The sequence below is a fragment of the Psychroserpens burtonensis DSM 12212 genome (assembly GCF_000425305.1).
GTDB lineage: Bacteria > Bacteroidota > Bacteroidia > Flavobacteriales > Flavobacteriaceae > Psychroserpens > Psychroserpens burtonensis.
On record NZ_KE384347.1, the window covers coordinates 69,806 to 86,979 of the forward strand.

General features: G+C 34.2%; 12 protein-coding genes. 9 read left to right on the forward strand and 3 right to left on the reverse strand.

Features of this window, described 5'->3' with window-relative positions; all coding sequences use genetic code 11:
- Positions 1–51 precede the first annotated feature (51 nt).
- The 6 genes from H593_RS0116985 to H593_RS0117010 all read left to right on the forward strand — a co-directional run bounded on the left by H593_RS0116985 (position 52) and on the right by H593_RS0117010 (position 6,885).
- Positions 52–1,140 carry a M42 family metallopeptidase gene (locus H593_RS0116985; RefSeq protein ID WP_028873515.1) on the forward strand — a complete coding sequence of 363 codons (1,089 nt, stop codon included), beginning with the start codon at positions 52–54 and terminating at the stop codon, positions 1,138–1,140.
- A 40-nt stretch (positions 1,141–1,180) separates the two neighbouring features.
- On the forward strand, positions 1,181–2,341 hold the full coding sequence (locus H593_RS0116990) for an aminotransferase class V-fold PLP-dependent enzyme (RefSeq protein ID WP_028873516.1): 1,161 nt from the start codon (positions 1,181–1,183) through the stop codon (positions 2,339–2,341).
- Between the two features lie 3 nt (positions 2,342–2,344).
- Positions 2,345–2,896: an NUDIX hydrolase gene (locus tag H593_RS0116995; RefSeq protein WP_028873517.1), complete on the forward strand. Its 552-nt coding sequence runs from the start codon at positions 2,345–2,347 to the stop codon at positions 2,894–2,896.
- A 185-nt stretch (positions 2,897–3,081) separates the two neighbouring features.
- Complete coding sequence (locus H593_RS0117000; protein ID WP_028873518.1) at positions 3,082–3,570, forward strand: acyl-CoA carboxylase biotin carboxyl carrier protein subunit; 489 nt, start codon at positions 3,082–3,084, stop codon at positions 3,568–3,570.
- A 93-nt stretch (positions 3,571–3,663) separates the two neighbouring features.
- Positions 3,664–5,109: an acetyl-CoA carboxylase biotin carboxylase subunit gene (locus H593_RS0117005; RefSeq protein ID WP_028873519.1), complete on the forward strand. Its 1,446-nt coding sequence runs from the start codon at positions 3,664–3,666 to the stop codon at positions 5,107–5,109.
- Between the two features lie 234 nt (positions 5,110–5,343).
- A complete protein-coding gene (locus H593_RS0117010) occupies positions 5,344–6,885 on the forward strand; it encodes an acyl-CoA carboxylase subunit beta (RefSeq protein WP_028873520.1) in 1,542 nt (513 codons plus the stop codon).
- Positions 6,886–6,923: 38 nt separating this feature from the next.
- Here the strand turns inward: H593_RS0117010 and H593_RS0117015 are convergent, their stop codons facing one another.
- A complete protein-coding gene (locus tag H593_RS0117015) occupies positions 6,924–7,556 on the reverse strand; it encodes a MarC family NAAT transporter (protein ID WP_028873521.1) in 633 nt (210 codons plus the stop codon).
- A gap of 509 nt (positions 7,557–8,065) precedes the next feature.
- Between H593_RS0117015 and H593_RS0117020 the strand changes: the two genes are divergently transcribed.
- From H593_RS0117020 to H593_RS19640, 3 genes are all read left to right on the forward strand, one after another.
- Positions 8,066–8,986: a serine hydrolase gene (locus H593_RS0117020; RefSeq protein ID WP_028873522.1), complete on the forward strand. Its 921-nt coding sequence runs from the start codon at positions 8,066–8,068 to the stop codon at positions 8,984–8,986.
- Positions 8,987–9,091: 105 nt separating this feature from the next.
- Positions 9,092–10,018 (forward strand): serine hydrolase, encoded by a 927-nt coding sequence (locus H593_RS0117025; RefSeq protein ID WP_051229807.1) that lies wholly within the window; start codon positions 9,092–9,094, stop codon positions 10,016–10,018.
- A 3-nt stretch (positions 10,019–10,021) separates the two neighbouring features.
- Positions 10,022–12,859: an Npt1/Npt2 family nucleotide transporter gene (locus H593_RS19640; RefSeq protein ID WP_037052858.1), complete on the forward strand. Its 2,838-nt coding sequence runs from the start codon at positions 10,022–10,024 to the stop codon at positions 12,857–12,859.
- 3 nt (positions 12,860–12,862) lie between these two features.
- On the opposite strand, the gene H593_RS0117035 is transcribed toward H593_RS19640, so the two are convergent.
- Both H593_RS0117035 and H593_RS0117040 read right to left on the reverse strand, forming a co-directional pair.
- Entirely contained in the window at positions 12,863–14,179 is a 1,317-nt protein-coding gene (locus tag H593_RS0117035) for a serine hydrolase (protein ID WP_028873524.1), read from the reverse strand.
- Between the two features lie 3 nt (positions 14,180–14,182).
- Entirely contained in the window at positions 14,183–17,095 is a 2,913-nt protein-coding gene (locus H593_RS0117040) for a PEP/pyruvate-binding domain-containing protein (protein ID WP_028873525.1), read from the reverse strand.
- Between the last annotated feature and the right edge of the window lie 79 nt (positions 17,096–17,174).

Below are 17,174 nucleotides of genomic sequence, written 5' to 3' on the forward strand. Positions count from 1 at the left end.
AAACTCAATTAATCCTTTTATTTTTACAGAAATTGAAATACTATAATTCTTATGGCTACAAAAAGTATATTAAATAAAAAATCACTTGATTTCCTAGAAAATTATCTAAACAATGCTGCTCCTACTGGTTATGAGTGGGAAGGACAAAAAGTTTGGATGGACTATATAAAACCTTATGTTGATGAATTTATTACCGATACCTACGGAACTGCTGTTGGTGTGATCAATCCAAAAGCTAAGTATAAAGTGGTCATTGAAGGTCATGCAGATGAAATTTCTTGGTATGTGAACTATATTTCAGACAACGGATTAATTTATGTCATTAGAAATGGTGGTAGTGACCATCAAATAGCACCTAGTAAAATTGTAAATATCCATACTAAAAATGGTATTGTAAAAGGCGTGTTTGGTTGGCCCGCAATTCATACACGTAATAAATCTAAAGAAGAAGCTCCAAAACCAGACAATATATTTATTGACTGTGGTTGCTCAACAAAAGAGGAGGTTGAAAAATTAGACATTCATGTGGGCTGTGTCATCACCTATCCTGATACATTTCATATTCTCAACAAGGATAAATTTGTATGTCGTGCTCTAGATAATAGAATGGGCGGATTTATGATTGCTGAAGTTGCTCGATTACTTAAAGAAAACAAAAAGACACTACCATTTGGTTTATACATCACTAATTCTGTACAAGAAGAAATTGGTCTTCGCGGTGCAGAGATGATTACCCACACTATTAAGCCAAATGTAGCGATTGTAACCGATGTCACTCATGATACAACCACACCAATGATTGATCAAAAAACACAAGGTGCTCTCGAGATTGGTAAAGGTCCTGTGATTGCTTACGCTCCTGCTGTACAACAAAAGTTGCGCGATTTAATTACAGATACTGCTACAGAAAAGAAAATACCTTTTCAACGTTCTGCTTTATCAAGAGCAACAGGAACAGATACAGATGCCTTTGCTTATAGTAATGGTGGCGTGGCTTCTGCATTGATCTCATTACCATTACGCTACATGCATACCACTGTTGAAATGGTCCATCGTGATGACGTTGAAAACGTGATTAAAATGATCTACGAAACCTTACTTAAAATAAAGGGTGATGAAACATTTTCTTATTTTGAATAACTAATCAATCCTGCTTTTGCAGGATTTTTTTTCTTTAATTATGACATTATCAAACCAAAATCATCTATTCAGTATTCCAGACGAAGTAACCTATTTAAATATAGCTAGCCTTTCGCCTTCCTTTAAAGCAGTTGAGCAAGCTGGTTTGGATGCGGTCCTTCAAAAGAGTAAACCGTATACCATTCCTGTTTCTGATTTTTTTGATCCTGTAACCGAACTCAAAGGTTTGTTTTCCAAACTGATTGATAATGACGAACCAGAACGTATTGCAAGTATTCCATCTGTTTCATACGGAATAGCAACCGTAACAAATAATATCAAGTTGAATCCTAATGATGAGATTCTAGTTATTGAAGAACAGTTTCCAAGTAATATTTATGCTTGGAAAAAACTTGCTAATAAATATGATGCAAAACTTGTAACGATTGCCAGTCCTAATTTAAAAGTCAATAACGCTAAACAGTGGAATCTAGATATTCTAGATGCCATTACTAGTAAAACGGCAGTAGTCGCTTTAGGAAATATACATTGGTCTAACGGAACTGTTTTCAACCTTAAAGCAATTAGAGAGAAGACCAATACACATAACGCGCTATTAATTATTGATGGGAGTCAAACCATTGGTGCTGTTCACTTTTCAATAAAAGAGATTGAACCAGACGCCTTGATTTGCGCTGGCTACAAATGGCTATTTGGACCTTACGGTTGTGGTTATGCCTACTACGGAAGCTATTTTGACCATGGAGAGTCTATTGAAGACAACTGGGCCAACCGAATGCATAGTGAAAAGCTCTCAGATTTAACCAATTATGAAGAGCAGTATAAACCATTCGCAAATCGTTATGCCGTTGGAGAAAGTGGTGATTTCATCTATGTGAAAATGCAAATTGAAGCACTAAAGCAAATCATAAAATGGACTCCAGAATCCATACAAGCGTATTGTCGTTCAATTTCATTTGAAGCGACACAACAACTCATTACTTTAGGATGCCAAATTGAACACCCAGATTATAGAACCCATCATTTATTTGGTGTAAAGCTACCAGAAAATATAGATGTTAAGACACTAAAAACGGCGTTACAACAGCAACAGATATTTGTCTCCTTTAGAGGCAAATTTATTCGTATTTCTTGTCATTTATTTAATACAGAAAAGGATTTTATTAAACTCGTTGACTGTATTAAATCTGTTATCAAATAGCCCATGGAAGAACACATAGACATCGTAGACAAAAACGGAACACCAACAGGGGTTTCTGTACCAAAATCTGAAATCCATTCAAAAGGGCACTTACACAACACTACTCATGTTTGGTTTTTTACTTCGGAAGGTGATGTCCTACTCCAACAACGTGCAGCATCAAAATTAATTTACCCGTTACTTTGGGATGTTTCGGTTGCTGGACATATTGATGCAGGAGAAACTCCCGAACAGGCTGCTGTTAGAGAAGCTAAAGAGGAAATAGGAGTTGATATTTCCGAAGAAAAGTTAATTAAAGTGGGCGTTTATGAGTGTTTTAACTCTCATCCCAACGGCATAACAGACAATGAATTTCATCATACATTTATAGTTAAGACCGATTTATGGTTAGAAGATTTTGATGCGCAAATAGAAGAAGTAGAAGATTTAAAATATGTCTCTATGTTTGAGTTTCATGAAATTCTTGATAACATTGGTGTAAATAATCATTTTGTGCCTTCCAACAAAGCTTATTATGAACATGTGATCGAAGCTGTTTTAAAGGAAATAACTTAACTTTTTTTACTAATTTTTGGAATAAAATCGGCACGTAAAGTGATAAAAAACACCTATACGATTTGCGCTTTAATTCTCAAAATAACTTATAATATCTATAAATATTTTTAGTTCTTTTATTAAAAATTCACGTTTACGAAAACGTTATATTTCGTTATCTTTACATCAAATTAAAACCTATTTTAATGAGTCAATCCTTTAAAGTAAATGTCAATTCGTCATTAAATTTTGATATTTCAGAAACAGAAAGTTCCCAACTCAACAGCATAAAAGTTTCAGATAACGTGTATCATGTTTTATATGATAATACCTCTTTTAAAGCTGAAATATCCACTTCAAATTTCAATAAAAAATTAATTCAAGTAAAAATCAACAATACTACTTATAATATACACGTTTTTAATGAGTTAGACTCATTAATAAAAGAAATGGGATTTGAGGTAGGAAGCTCTAAAGTCATTAATGATATAAAAGCTCCAATGCCTGGATTAATCCTCGAAATTAGTGTACAAGCTGGACAGCACATTAAAGAAAATGATACACTATTGATCTTAGAAGCCATGAAAATGGAAAACGTATTAACCTCTCCTAGAGAAGGAATTATTAAATCTATCTCTGTTGAAAAAGGAGATGCTGTAGATAAAAATCAATTGCTAATTGAGTTTGAGACATAATCACTTGTTAGTGTCCAGCCAGGCTTCAAAAACCTCCTTAAAATAAAACAATAAGATTTCCGTTTTCACGGAAATGAAAAACACATTTTTTCAATGAAAAAAATACTGGTAGCAAATCGTGGAGAAATCGCAATACGTGTGATGAAAACTGCGAGAAAAATGGGAATCAAAACCGTTGCAGTGTACTCCACAATAGACAGACAATCACCCCACGTAAAATACGCAGATGAAGCAGTTCATATTGGAGAAGCGCCTTCTAGCAGATCTTATTTATTAGGGAGTAAAATAATCGAAGTTGCAAAAAGCCTCAATGTCGATGCGATTCATCCTGGTTATGGGTTTTTGAGTGAAAATGCAGATTTCGCTGAAGCCTGCGAAAAAAATAACATCATCTTTATCGGTCCTAAATCTCATGCCATTCGTGTCATGGGAAGTAAACTTGCTGCAAAAGATGCCGTGAAAGCGTATGACATACCAATGGTTCCTGGAACTGATAAAGCCATTACAGATATTCCTGAAGCCAAAAAAATAGCTGCAAAAATCGGATTTCCTATTCTTATAAAAGCGTCTGCTGGAGGTGGTGGAAAAGGAATGCGTATTGTAGAAAACGAAGCTGAATTTGAACCTCAAATGGATCGCGCTATTAGTGAAGCGATTAATTCTTTTGGTGATGGCTCTGTATTTATAGAAAAGTATGTGGCATCACCAAGACATATTGAAATCCAAGTGATGGCAGATACGCACGGTAATGTGATTCATTTATTTGAACGCGAGTGCAGTATTCAACGTCGCCACCAAAAAGTAGTTGAAGAGGCACCTTCTAGTGTGCTAACTCCAAAGCTACGTCAAGAAATGGGCGAAGCCGCTGTAAGAGTTGCTAAAGCCTGTGATTATGTTGGCGCAGGTACTGTGGAATTCTTACTAGACGAGAATCTTAATTTCTATTTTCTAGAGATGAATACGCGCTTACAAGTAGAACATCCAGTTTCTGAAATCATTACAAATACAGATTTGGTAGAACTTCAAATTCAAGTGGCTCGTGGTGAGGTTTTACCCATGAAGCAAGAGGACATAAAGATTCATGGCCACGCTCTAGAATTGCGTGTATATGCTGAAGACCCGCTTAATGACTTCCTACCTAGTGTTGGAACTTTAGAAACATACAAAATGCCTGAAGGCAAAGGGATTCGAGTTGATAACGGATTTGAAGAAGGCATGGAAATTCCTATTTATTATGACCCTATGATCTCTAAGTTGATTACCTACGGAAATACGCGTGACGAGGCCATTTCGTTAATGATAAGCGCCATTAGCGATTATCACATAGAAGGCATTCAAACCACCTTACCATTTGGAACCTTTGTTTGTCAGCATGACGCTTTCCGAAGTGGTAATTTTGACACCCATTTTGTAAAAAAATATTATGCGCCAGAACAATTACTAGAGCAACAAAAAACTGAAGCTAGAATCGCTGCTTTAATTGCAGTTAAGCACTATATCGAAGAACAGAAACAATTGAAAATTCCAGAAAGAAGTTGAACCTGAAGTTGAAAAACTATCACGCAAAGATTCACGAAGAAAGCACAGAGTTTAAGAGTATTTGAAAAAAGTTAAAATTTATCAATAGTAAAGCTCTTCCCTTTTCGCAATTGGAAGACAGATTTCACAAAGTGACATAATAAGGGTTTTAATAACCAGCAGTAAGTATAAAATGAGTATCATGTTTGAGTAAAAACAACTCAACAAAAAGCAACAAAACAACACACCATACCAATGGACGATAAAATAAAAGACCTCACCGGAAAATTAAGATTAGCCCATTTAGGAGGTGGCCAAATTAGAATTGATAAGCAGCATGAAAAAAAGAAATTGACCGCTAGACAGCGCGTCATGTATCTTTTAGATGACCAATCCTTTGAAGAAATTGGTGCCTTAGTAATGCACAGGACAAAAGATTTTGGCATGGAAAAGCAAAAATTCTATGGGGATGGTGTGGTTACGGGTTATGGAACTATTAACGGAAGACTAATCTATATTTTTGCTCAAGATTTCACTGTTTTTGGTGGTTCATTGTCTGAAACGCACGCCGAAAAAATTTGCAAGGTTATGGATTTAGCAGTTAAAGTGGGTGCTCCAATAATAGGGCTTAATGATTCTGGAGGTGCTCGCATACAGGAAGGTGTGCGTTCTCTTGGAGGTTACGCTGATATTTTTTATCGCAATGTACAGGCCTCTGGTGTGATACCTCAATTATCTGCAATCATGGGACCTTGTGCTGGTGGTGCCGTGTACTCTCCTGCAATGACAGATTTCACATTAATGGTGGAAGACACTAGCTATATGTTTGTCACTGGACCAAATGTTGTAAAAACAGTAACCAATGAAACGGTGACTTCAGAAGAACTTGGAGGCGCAAGCACACATTCTACAAAATCTGGGGTGGCTCATAAAACATCTCCAAATGACGTAGAATGTTTGGAAGATCTAAAATCGCTATTGAGCTATCTGCCACAAAATAATACTGAAACTCCTGCGCTACTCCCATTTGAACTGCAAGATGAAGTCAGAGAAAATTTATCTACAATTATACCAGATAACGCCAACAAACCTTATGATATGCATGAGGTAATCACTGGTATTATTGATGAAGATTCATTTTATGAAATTCATAAAAATCATGCTGAGAATATACTTGTAGGTTTTGCACGATTAGGAGGACGAAGTATTGGAATTATTGCCAATCAACCCCTGTTTTTAGCTGGTGTTTTAGATGTGAATAGCTCTAAAAAGGCAGCACGTTTTGTTCGTTTTTGTGACTGTTTTAATATTCCGTTGTTGACCTTAGAAGATGTGCCAGGATTTTTACCTGGAACCGACCAAGAGTGGAATGGAATTATTGTTCATGGTGCAAAATTACTGTATGCCTTTAGTGAAGCTACAGTGCCAAGAATCACAGTTATTACTCGAAAAGCCTATGGAGGCGCTTACGATGTCATGAACTCAAAACATATTGGTAGTGATATAAATTTTGCTTGGCCAAGTGCAGAAATTGCTGTTATGGGCGCAAAAGGTGCTGCAGAGATCATTTTTAAAAAGGAAATCAATGCTTCTGAAGATAAAGAAGCGAAGTGGAAAGAAAAAGAAGCAGAATATGCTGAACTTTTCGCCAACCCTTATAGCGCTGCTGAACGTGGTTTTATTGACGAAGTCATACTCCCTAAGGACACACGGCGAAAGTTGATTAAGGCATTTGCTATGCTACAAAATAAAGACGTGGACAGACCTAAACGAAAGCATGGAAATATTCCTTTATAAAACAAAAAACCACTCAAAGTTAAGTAATTTTTTATGTTTTAAAATTTAATGTGAGAGACTATATCCACCACAGAAGCAATAATATATTCAACGCCAATAGCAATAACAATAAACCCGATAATTCTAGACAATGCGTTGATACCAGACGCTCCCAAAAACTTCACAATAAAATGTGCTCCTTTTAACACTAAATAAATGGATAGTGCTGCTAACACCAAGGCACCAACAATTATTAAAACATCTATAGTACGTTGATATTCTTGATTATAGGTAATGAGCAAAGAAATGGTTCCAGGACCAGCTAACATAGGTATGGCTAAAGGTGTTAGTGAAATAGCCTCTCGAGAATGAATATCTTCCTGTACTTTCTGCCGCTTCATCCCTTTGTGCTCCTTAAATTTACCAGTTAACAAAGCAAAACCTGAAGAAGCGATTATTAAACCTCCTGCAATTTTTAAGGCATTTAAGCTAATCCCAAAAAAGGATAGGATATAATGTCCTGCAAAAAAAGATAAGAGTAAGATTATAAGCACGTCAATGGCAGTCCAAAAAGCAGTGATTGCACGTTCCTTTTTACTATGCTCTTCTGTTAATCCAACAAAAACAGGGACTGTTCCCAAAGGATTCATAATTGAAAATAAGGCTCCAAAAGCGACTAAAAATAACTCCATTTTTTTTTTAAGTAAAGAGACCTTTATTTTTAGTTATAAGCTTTAATATAATCTTATGGAACAGTTAATAAATTGTAAAATTTTTATTCTAAATTAAACGTTCGTTTATGATCCTTAATTTGCCTTAGGCGACATGCTAAGTGAGTCCTTAAATGGATTAAGAACTATTTATAATTCTATCAAAGAAAACAAAATTGCTAAACCTTATGATTTTAAAAAGAAAGGTCTTAAACTGATGCTATTCTTTTGAAGAACACAAGAGGAAAGTTGATTGAGGCATTTGCTATGTTGCAAGATAAAGAAGTGGACAGACATAAGTGTGAGTATGGGAATATCCCTTTATAAGCAGATTTGTTTACGATTAAAATATAAATTTTAACAGTTTCAACCGCTATATTCAAAAAATTGGCGTTTTTACTATAAAATAAATTTTTAGTCAGCTGTGAAATTTAACATCAAAGCAATTCATTTATTAGATAATTTTGGCTACTTTCTAATAACATAAATTGATGACAAACAAATTTGTATTTACGCTATTGTTTTTAATTTTTTATAGTGTCCTTTTTAGTCAAAATGGACTTCCTATTAAAATGAATGATTCTAAAATTAAACCACTTAGAACCCTAGTTGATTCGCAGTTACAAGCTAGTTTAGAAAGAGAGATAAACAAGAATCCGCATTGGAAATCATTAATCGCCCAAAAAAAGATGTCTATTGGCGTCGTAGATTTAAGCAACCCTAATCAAGTAAAATTTGCCAACATCAACGGTAATCACATGATGTATGCAGCTAGTTTACCTAAGATTGCAATTCTTTTAGCTGCCATGGATGCCATTGAAAAAGGAGAACTTAAAGAGACAAATGATGTAAAAAATGACATGCGTCTCATGATTAGTAAATCCAATAATGCTGCCTCAACCAGAATGATAGATAGAGTTGGTTATGATAAAATTGAAGCGGTAATGACAGATCCTAAGTATATGTTTTATGATGAAGATCATGGAGGCGGACTTTGGGTTGGAAAACGTTATGGAAGTGGTGGAGACACAAATAGAGAACCACTTAAAAACCTGAGTCATGCAGCAACGGTAAATCAAGTATGCCGCTATTATTATTTGTTAGCTAATGGCAAATTAGTAAACAGAAAACGATCAACACAAATGCTTAAAATAATGGGTGATCCTGAATTACATCACAAATTTGTAAATACGATTGAACAAATTGCACCTGAGGCAGAATTGTATAGAAAATCTGGATCATGGAAAAGTTACCATTCAGATTCCATACTCGTTTGGGGAAAAGAGCCTAATAGACGCTATATTTTAGTTGCGCTTATTGAAGATTCTCAAGGCGAAAATATCATTCGCAGCCTTGTTAAACCTATAGAACGCATACTTCAAACAGATATAATATCAAATAGCATACTTTAATAAATAGAATTAAACAACCAGACAAAACAGATCAAAATATTTTTTTCAACATCCACTTTGTGGAATATATTTTGTTGATTTTGTCTCTTATAGAGCAACGCTTAGATGATACCAATAAAAAATTATATTTTATTATTTGCATTCGTATATACGACATGGACAAGTTTTGCTCAAGACGAGCTTCCTCTTGAACAAGTGAACGAAATTGATAAGATTGCTGAAATAGAAAATATCGAACTTCGCAATCTACTATACACTGAAATAAATTCAAACCCTACATGGAAAGGCCTAATAGCTAAAAACCTAATGTCTATTGGCATTGTAGATTTAAGCGTTGAAGGCGATTATAAGTACGCTGGTATTAATGATGACCATATGATGTATGCTGCTAGTTTACCAAAAATAGCAATCTTGCTCGCTGCCATGGATGCGATTGACAAAGGTGAATTAGAATACACTAAAGAAATCAAAAAAGATTTACGTTTAATGATTAGTAAATCAAATAACCAAGCATCTACTAGAATGATTGATCGTTTGGGTTATGAGAAAATTGAAGCTGTTCTAAGATCACCTCAAAATATGTTTTATGATGAGGAAGAAGGTGGCGGACTCTGGGTAGGCAAAAGATATGCAGCTGGGGGGAAACGAAACCCGGAACCAATGAAGGGCTTAAGTCACGCAGCAACAGCGAAACAAGTTTGTAGGTTTTACTACCAATTAGCTATGGGCAATTTAGTAAGTACCGAGAGTTCAGAAGAAATGTTAGCTATTCTAAAAGATCCTGCTCTACATCATAAATTCGTAAACACTTTGGATAAGATTGCACCTAATGCCACTGTTTATAGAAAATCAGGGTCTTGGAAGAACTGGCATGCAGATTCTGCTTTAGTTTGGGGACCTAAACGCAAATATATTATCGTCGCTTTGATAGACAACGCTTTTGGAGAACAAATTATACGAGATTTAGTAATGCCAGTAGAAAAAATATTAAAAAAATCACGTTCTTTATCGAAAGGAAAAACGAAAAAATAAGGCTTGCTTAGAACTTTAATTAATAAAACATTTGGCATAAGAGATGGTGAAATATACATCTCTTTTTTAATGCAGTTATACATCTTCATTGTTATAACTGTTTTACTAATTGTTAAGCCAACAGTAAATGCATTATTTTTATCTCGACTTGGTGCCGATAATTTACCCTATGGTTATCTTTTAGTAGCTGTAGTAGCAGTTATTACCTCCTATTTTTATAATCGAGCTATTCAAAAATTTTCGTTACTAAAAGTGACTTCAATATCTTTGATAACCTTTAGTTTGATCTTTTTAGGGCTCGCCATAATTTTAGAATATTCGCTTTTGGAAGATTGGCTGCTTTATGTTTACTATTTAGCAGTGTCATTGTTTGCTGTAATGGCTACATCTCAATTTTGGGTGTTGGCAAATATGGTATTTAATGCTAGGGAAGCAAAACGATTATTTGGTTTTATTGGTGCTGGAGCAATCGCAGGAGGTGTTTTTGGTGGCTATTTAACAAGTCTTGTAGTTACTAATTTTGGAAATAAGGAAGTTATTGTTTTGGCAGCTATTCTAATTCTCAGCTGTATCCCAATCATTCACAAGATTTGGAAATTAAGAGTTCATAAGCTCAATACGTATATTAGAGCACAACGAAAACATACCGAAGATGGCTTAGAGCAAAGTTCTTTCAAAGTGATTTTACAATCAAAGCACCTTACTTATCTTGCGTTAATTACAGGCATAAGTGTTATTGTTGCAAAACTAGTAGATTTTCAGTTTAGTGATTTTGCAAATAAAGCCTTTTCAGATACTGAAGAATTAGCCTCTTTTTTCGGATTTTGGTTCTCTACTTTTAATGTGATCGCACTGACGATGCAATTGTTTCTAACTAACCGCATATTAAGCAAACTAGGCGTTGCTTCCACCCTATTGATCCTACCGTTTGTTATAGCACTCGGTAGTTTGTTGTTTTTAACATTTCCGGAGTTATGGGTATTAATCATCATAAAAGGAGTGGATGGTAGCTTTAAACAATCTATTCATAAGGCTGCTATTGAATTGTCAATTATGCCAATACCGTTACAAATAAAAAATCAAGCAAAATCTTATATTGATGTCGCCGTAGACAGCATATCTACTGGTATCGCTGGTTTTATACTTATATTTTTAATTAGAAAATTAGACTTAAACACCTCTTATATTACAGTAATCATAATTCTATTTGTATTTATCTGGATTATTCTCATTTATAAACTGCGTGAGGCTTATTTTGATTCATTTAGAGTAAATATTCAGCGCACACTTAATAGTAATACTTCGGAAACATCTTCTAAAGCAAAATTTCAAACGACTTTAAAAGCTGCTCGCAAGATCCTAAACGAAGGGCAAGAAGAGCAAATATTAAACTTATTAAACTACTTAAAGTCCAATAAACTTAATGCCCTTAAAACTAGTATTATTGGCTTACTTAATCATCCCTCTAATAAAGTAAAAGCTGCTGCTATCAAACAATTTTATATTTATGATAAAGGAACTGGATTAAATCGTGTCGAACCTTTGGTATATGCAGAAGATGATGAATTAGTGTTTACTGCTCTAGAGTATATTTTAAATCATTCTTCTATAAAAGAACATCCGTTTTTTAATACCTATTTAAATCATGACAGCGATTACATCTCCAATGCGGCACTATTATGCTTAGCAAAAGAAGCATCTGCCAATCAAAAACTCGCATTACAATTTAATTTATACAATAGAATTGAAACTAGAGTTACATCTTTATCCTTACCAGAAAATCAAGAGAGAGAACCCTCAATTGCATCACTACTAATCACTATTGCCGAGTCTGGTATGGCTAAGTACTTTCCATTTATTGCGACTCATCTAGAAAATGATAATACGTATATAAAAAAGCATGCTATTAAAGCTGCAGGAATAGCTTCTAGCGATCAATTTATTGATAAACTATTTGAGTTTGTTTCAGAAAAAATATATCGAAAAACTGCTATAAAAGCTCTCAAAAATTACGGTATTAAGATCATTGATTATATTGTTGAATTAGAAAAAACGGAAACAATCAACAACAACATAGCTTCCCAGATGCCAAAGATCATTAGTGCATTTAAAACTCAAAAAGCAGTCAATGTTCTTATGAAATTACTTAATAGTAAGGACATCATCATACGTTTGGCTGCCATTAAAGCTTTAAACAAATTAAAAAATAATGATAATGGCTTGTATTTTAATAAGCGTTTACTTAGAAATAGAATCATAAAAGAGAGTGCTTATTACAAGCGTACTCTAGATGCTATTGCTTCTTTACAACAGGTTATCCATTTAGAATTACCTGACGAAAATTCACCTCATCAATCACCTGAATTATTAATAGCGAGACAGCGAATCATTGAAGTTCTTGAGGGGCAAACTGAAGATAGCTTAAAATGTCTATTCAATTTATTAAGTTTAGTCTATGAAGAATCAGATATAGAAATCACGTACTCAGCTCTACTAAGTAATGTAAAAGAGGCTCGAATTAATGCACTAGAATTTTTAGACAACCTGCTTCGAAGTCAGTTAAAACAATCTGTCTTACCTCTTATTGAGCATTATGTATTATCAAATAACGACAGTGATACTTCTACCTTACAATTGAGAATAATGAGTGAAAAGGAGTGTTTACAAATGCTCATAAAAAACAGAGGAAAGAAAATAAAACTAGAGGCTTTACAGCTTATTAAATTACTTGGAGATGACAGCTATAAACCAATTCTAAACAAACTCAAAAAGCATCAAAACAAAAATGTAAAATTCTTTGCACTTGATGCTTTAGCCATATTGAAAAAGAATAAACAATAATTATTAATTATCTGTTTCGTCTTTATCACTTTTATACTCTACTTCTTTTATTGCTTCCTTCATTGCATTATTATCTTTATTTATAATATCATCAATCATACTGGCCAAGTACATATGGTTTCCTGCAGAATTCTTATTGAGAACATTAGTCATTAAACACGTAATATATTTCACTCCATTAGGGTGCTCTACAATAATTACAGAATTCATAAAGTTAAACACATTTCCAGCATAATCTTTACAGTCGGGGTTTTTTACGCGATCACATTTGTAATAACTACCAGATTTATAATATACTGCTGCACTATCTAATCGACTAGATTTTGCATATCTAATCCTACGATCTGTAGAATACATAATACGCTTTATTTCTAAACTAGATTTCTCATCAATAACCTTCCCTTGCTCTAATTGAACTAAAAATTTCATCAATCCTTTTGGCGTACTAGTACTGCCTCCTTTTCTACCAACATACTTATCAGCAGTCCTTGTAAACATACCTCCTAAGCGCCAATCATCCTCCGTAATCCCTAGTTCTCGTAAAGGTTCATTGACTACAGCATGTGCTAAATTAGTTAATGAATCTCTGGGTGTGTCTTTAAAGTATTGTTCTGCTTTCTCTGCATTTAAATTGACATAATCAGGACCAAAAGCTGCCATTAATATAGCTTCACGATACATAATACTCGCTGCACCATTATTACTAACTGAGACCATGTGATCTAACCATTCATATAATGAAAACTCATCTGTTGCAATCACTTGACGTTTTATAAGCTTATTTTTTTCAATATCATAAATTGGAATAGTGTGATGATCGCCTAATCCCCAATACCTCGAGGTTACTTTGATATCTCTCATGTACATAGCACGTTGTTCCCAAGAGTCTGGACACACTTTATCCATTTGATCCATAACTGCTAAGAGTACTGCCAGTTTACCAACACTTCCTGGTTGATAACCTACATTTTCTCTAAATGCTGCATAACGTAATTTATCAGGATTTGACATATCCATGATACTTCCAGAATATCCCGCACCTGGAAACAGTTTCCCTATATCCTTAGCAAAATCTTTATCCTCCACTAAAAGAGCATCAATGCTATCTTTTCTAGATACTAAGTTCAATTTGATGTCTTCTAACTTTTTATAAGCTCCAAAAGGAATCTTCTTATAAGGCACAGAATCTTCTTGAAACTTTTGTAATTGATATAAACGCTTTATACCAGTAGTTTTATAGCCATCAATTGGATAAAACGACGTAAATCCAAAAGACAATAATGCGCCTATGAGGATTACGAAATAAAATATTTTTTTCATGCCTTATAATTTTGTTTTAAGCATCACTAGCTCTCCCTCATCATTCTGAAAAGAAATAGAAGCCAAGTAGTCTGAACTTTTTGCTTGTTTATTTTCTACGAATGGTCTAATCTGAAACAACCATAATTTATTATTTTGAAAACCAAACTCTACATCATAGGCTTGTTTCTCAGAATCAGAATGTGAGGTCATAGATTTTCTAATAGCGCTGGCTAATTCCCTAATATCTGATAGGTTACTCTCATTTAAAATGGGTGTCTCAAACGGTGTTGTATATCTTTTTGTTCCACCAGATAGGGGTAATCTTATATAATCTGGTTGTCTCGCTGGAGATAATAACACATTTCCTTTAGTGGTAATTAATCTTGTTTCTGCAGATTGACCATCAACTGCTCCTCCTGCTCCACGACTAAATGCTACTGTTAAATCATCATCATTTCCAGAGTTAATACCTTTGGTAATCATAACTCCAGAGTAATCTACATCAACGCTAGGAATAATCAATATTGAAGGAAATACATTCTCTGGATTAGATAAAAATTTCTGTCTCCATTTAAAGCTACGTTCTGAATATGCAGAAGCCCAAACACGTTTTATACCTTCAATAATTTTATCTTCTTCTTTGATGTTAAAAAGTGTTAGGTTTAATCCTGCCCCAGTGAATTCTTTCAAATCCTCCATATTAGTATCACTCCTTAAAAACACAGGAACCTCGCCCATTGAAGCACCAAAAACGGATTTAAAATTAGACTTCATATCTGCGACAAATACAACATCTAGATTGATATCTAACATTGCTGTATATAATTTTGACAAAGCTTCCAATTGAAATGCTTCTATTTTGTCTTCGGAAACGTTATCACTTTTCATTTTGTCTGCGTCATCAAAAGTGGTATTTAAATACTCCCAGTAGGAGGTGTTTACACCAGGCATTTGTTGATTCATATGTGATCTAAATATTCCGAAGGGAATAATCAAACCTTCAACAACTTGCTCGGGAAACATCTTTTTTAATCCCCCTAAGTTAGCAGCTTTTGGTCCACATAGTTTCCCCGAATCACTGGCATCAACATCTCGCATGTTAACAATCGTGTTTATATCTAACTTAATTTCTGCAGTTGGTACTTCTACAACATTCTTGCTTCGCTCTTTTTTACTGAATAACTCTTTTTCCGAAGAAGACATATCATCCTCTAATTTTAAAATTACGTTCCCTTTATTAGAAACCGCATAAAATACTTTTTTCCCACTAAATTGTTTTAATTCTTTCAAATTATCATAAGACAATGCAGCATTTGGGATTCCTAAATTTCTCGCCAATAATTGTACATGAGACACTAAATTACCTTCAGAAACGGTCATAATACCAGCTATAGGTTTTAAGTCTGCAGGTGGTTTTTCAAATATATAAATATTTTTAGTATCGACTTCAACAGTATTAGGGTTTCCATCAACTACAATAAAAGTTCCATAAGCATATCCAGGATTAAGCCCTCTAATAGACGTTTGATTATCGATTGCCATCACCTTATTTTCTATATTGGATAATTTAGCTACAAAAGCACCAAAATCACTCACGGTATTTCCAAGACTAAGTGCAATACTACTGCGAACACGATCATCTATAAACCCATAAGCCAATGGCTCAAAAGCAGTGTATTTCTCAACTATCTCTTGATAATTAGCTTTGACCATAGACGCGCTCCATTCTACAACTCCTCTAGAGGTTACCAACAATTCATTTAAACCAGAAATACTAATTTTAGTATTTACCAATTGATTAGGAATCACATTCTCAATAGCATTGTATTCCCAATTCTCAATTAATCCGGTTCCCATAGAGGCACAAATCAACGTATTTATTTTATGCAAATTTTCAGCTAAAGTTGGTGTTTCCCAATTTTGGGATTCTATCAATAATTTTTGCTCTAAGCGATTTGATAAATCGAGAATTAATAGTCGTGTTTTAGAGCTCTTTATTTTATTAATGTCTAGCCTAATTTGATATAATACATTAGTAATATCCACAACAATTTGCTCGGCGGATGGTTCCTTTTTAGATGATTCTATAAGTATACTAAAACTTTTATTAAGATCGGTTGTCAATGACATTCTCTTGATGTCACTTTCTAAAGTCATAAGATTTAGAGGCGCATAAAACGTTTCCATTGTTAAAACTAACGCTTCAAATTCTTTATGTTTCACTTCTGAAATCTTAGAGCTTTGGTTAGCCATAAACGTTTTAACCAATTCTATATCAGAATTTTGTGGCTGTCCGTGAATTTTAATTCTAGCATCCATAAACGACGGAATCGCTTCAGATAATATTTTAGACTGACTTCTCATCAATTGTGCTAAATTATCATCACCATTATGGGGAATGTCTCTTAACACCTGACGAATCAAATAGTAATGAGAATCCAAAAAGGCATCATCCTTTAAAAAGATTTCGAAAAACTCCTTTCCCCAAGCCTCCTCATCTTCGCTTTGAATAGCTCCTCTATAATATTGCGCTTTACGCAGTATCCAACCATCATCAATACTTCCTAAATACGCATTGATTTGATATTGTTTTAGTCGGCTATAATCATCATTTATGTCTAAAAAGTCCAGTGGTTTGTTATCTACTAATATTTCTCCCAAAAAAAGATGATTCGTTATACGAAGTTTCAAAGTAGATTCTTTAAAATTAGCATGCTGGAGACCTCCTATATTATCTGGACAAGGATCTTTTGGCTCACGCTGCGTGCCATCATCACAAAACCATTTGATACGCAGGTATGGTCCACGAGGATCAGTTTTATAAGTATCAACAAGTGCTTTAATTTGAACAGACGATTGTTGTTGTTGTTGTGCTCCAATTTCCGAAATAAAGAAAATCAAAGCACTACTTACCAATAGGCAAAATTTATTCATGAGTATTTTTATCAAAATTAACAAGTAAAGATAATTGAAATTGAATTTCAAAAGTGCTTTAATAATTAATTTATTAACG

Excerpts from the sequence above, each read along its gene's own strand:
- H593_RS0117040 (WP_028873525.1), bottom strand. The coding sequence starts at position 17,095 with ATGAATAAATTTTGCCTATTGGTAAGTAGTGCTTTGATTTTCTTTATT.
- H593_RS0117025 (WP_051229807.1), top strand. The coding sequence starts at position 9,092 with ATGATACCAATAAAAAATTATATTTTATTATTTGCATTCGTATATACG.
- H593_RS0117015 (WP_028873521.1), bottom strand. The coding sequence starts at position 7,556 with ATGGAGTTATTTTTAGTCGCTTTTGGAGCCTTATTTTCAATTATGAAT.
- H593_RS0117005 (WP_028873519.1), top strand. The coding sequence starts at position 3,664 with ATGAAAAAAATACTGGTAGCAAATCGTGGAGAAATCGCAATACGTGTG.
- H593_RS0116985 (WP_028873515.1), top strand. The coding sequence starts at position 52 with ATGGCTACAAAAAGTATATTAAATAAAAAATCACTTGATTTCCTAGAA.
- H593_RS0117000 (WP_028873518.1), top strand. The coding sequence starts at position 3,082 with ATGAGTCAATCCTTTAAAGTAAATGTCAATTCGTCATTAAATTTTGAT.
- H593_RS0117010 (WP_028873520.1), top strand. The coding sequence starts at position 5,344 with ATGGACGATAAAATAAAAGACCTCACCGGAAAATTAAGATTAGCCCAT.
- H593_RS0117035 (WP_028873524.1), bottom strand. The coding sequence starts at position 14,179 with ATGAAAAAAATATTTTATTTCGTAATCCTCATAGGCGCATTATTGTCT.
- H593_RS0117020 (WP_028873522.1), top strand. The coding sequence starts at position 8,066 with ATGACAAACAAATTTGTATTTACGCTATTGTTTTTAATTTTTTATAGT.
- H593_RS0116995 (WP_028873517.1), top strand. The coding sequence starts at position 2,345 with ATGGAAGAACACATAGACATCGTAGACAAAAACGGAACACCAACAGGG.
- H593_RS0116990 (WP_028873516.1), top strand. The coding sequence starts at position 1,181 with ATGACATTATCAAACCAAAATCATCTATTCAGTATTCCAGACGAAGTA.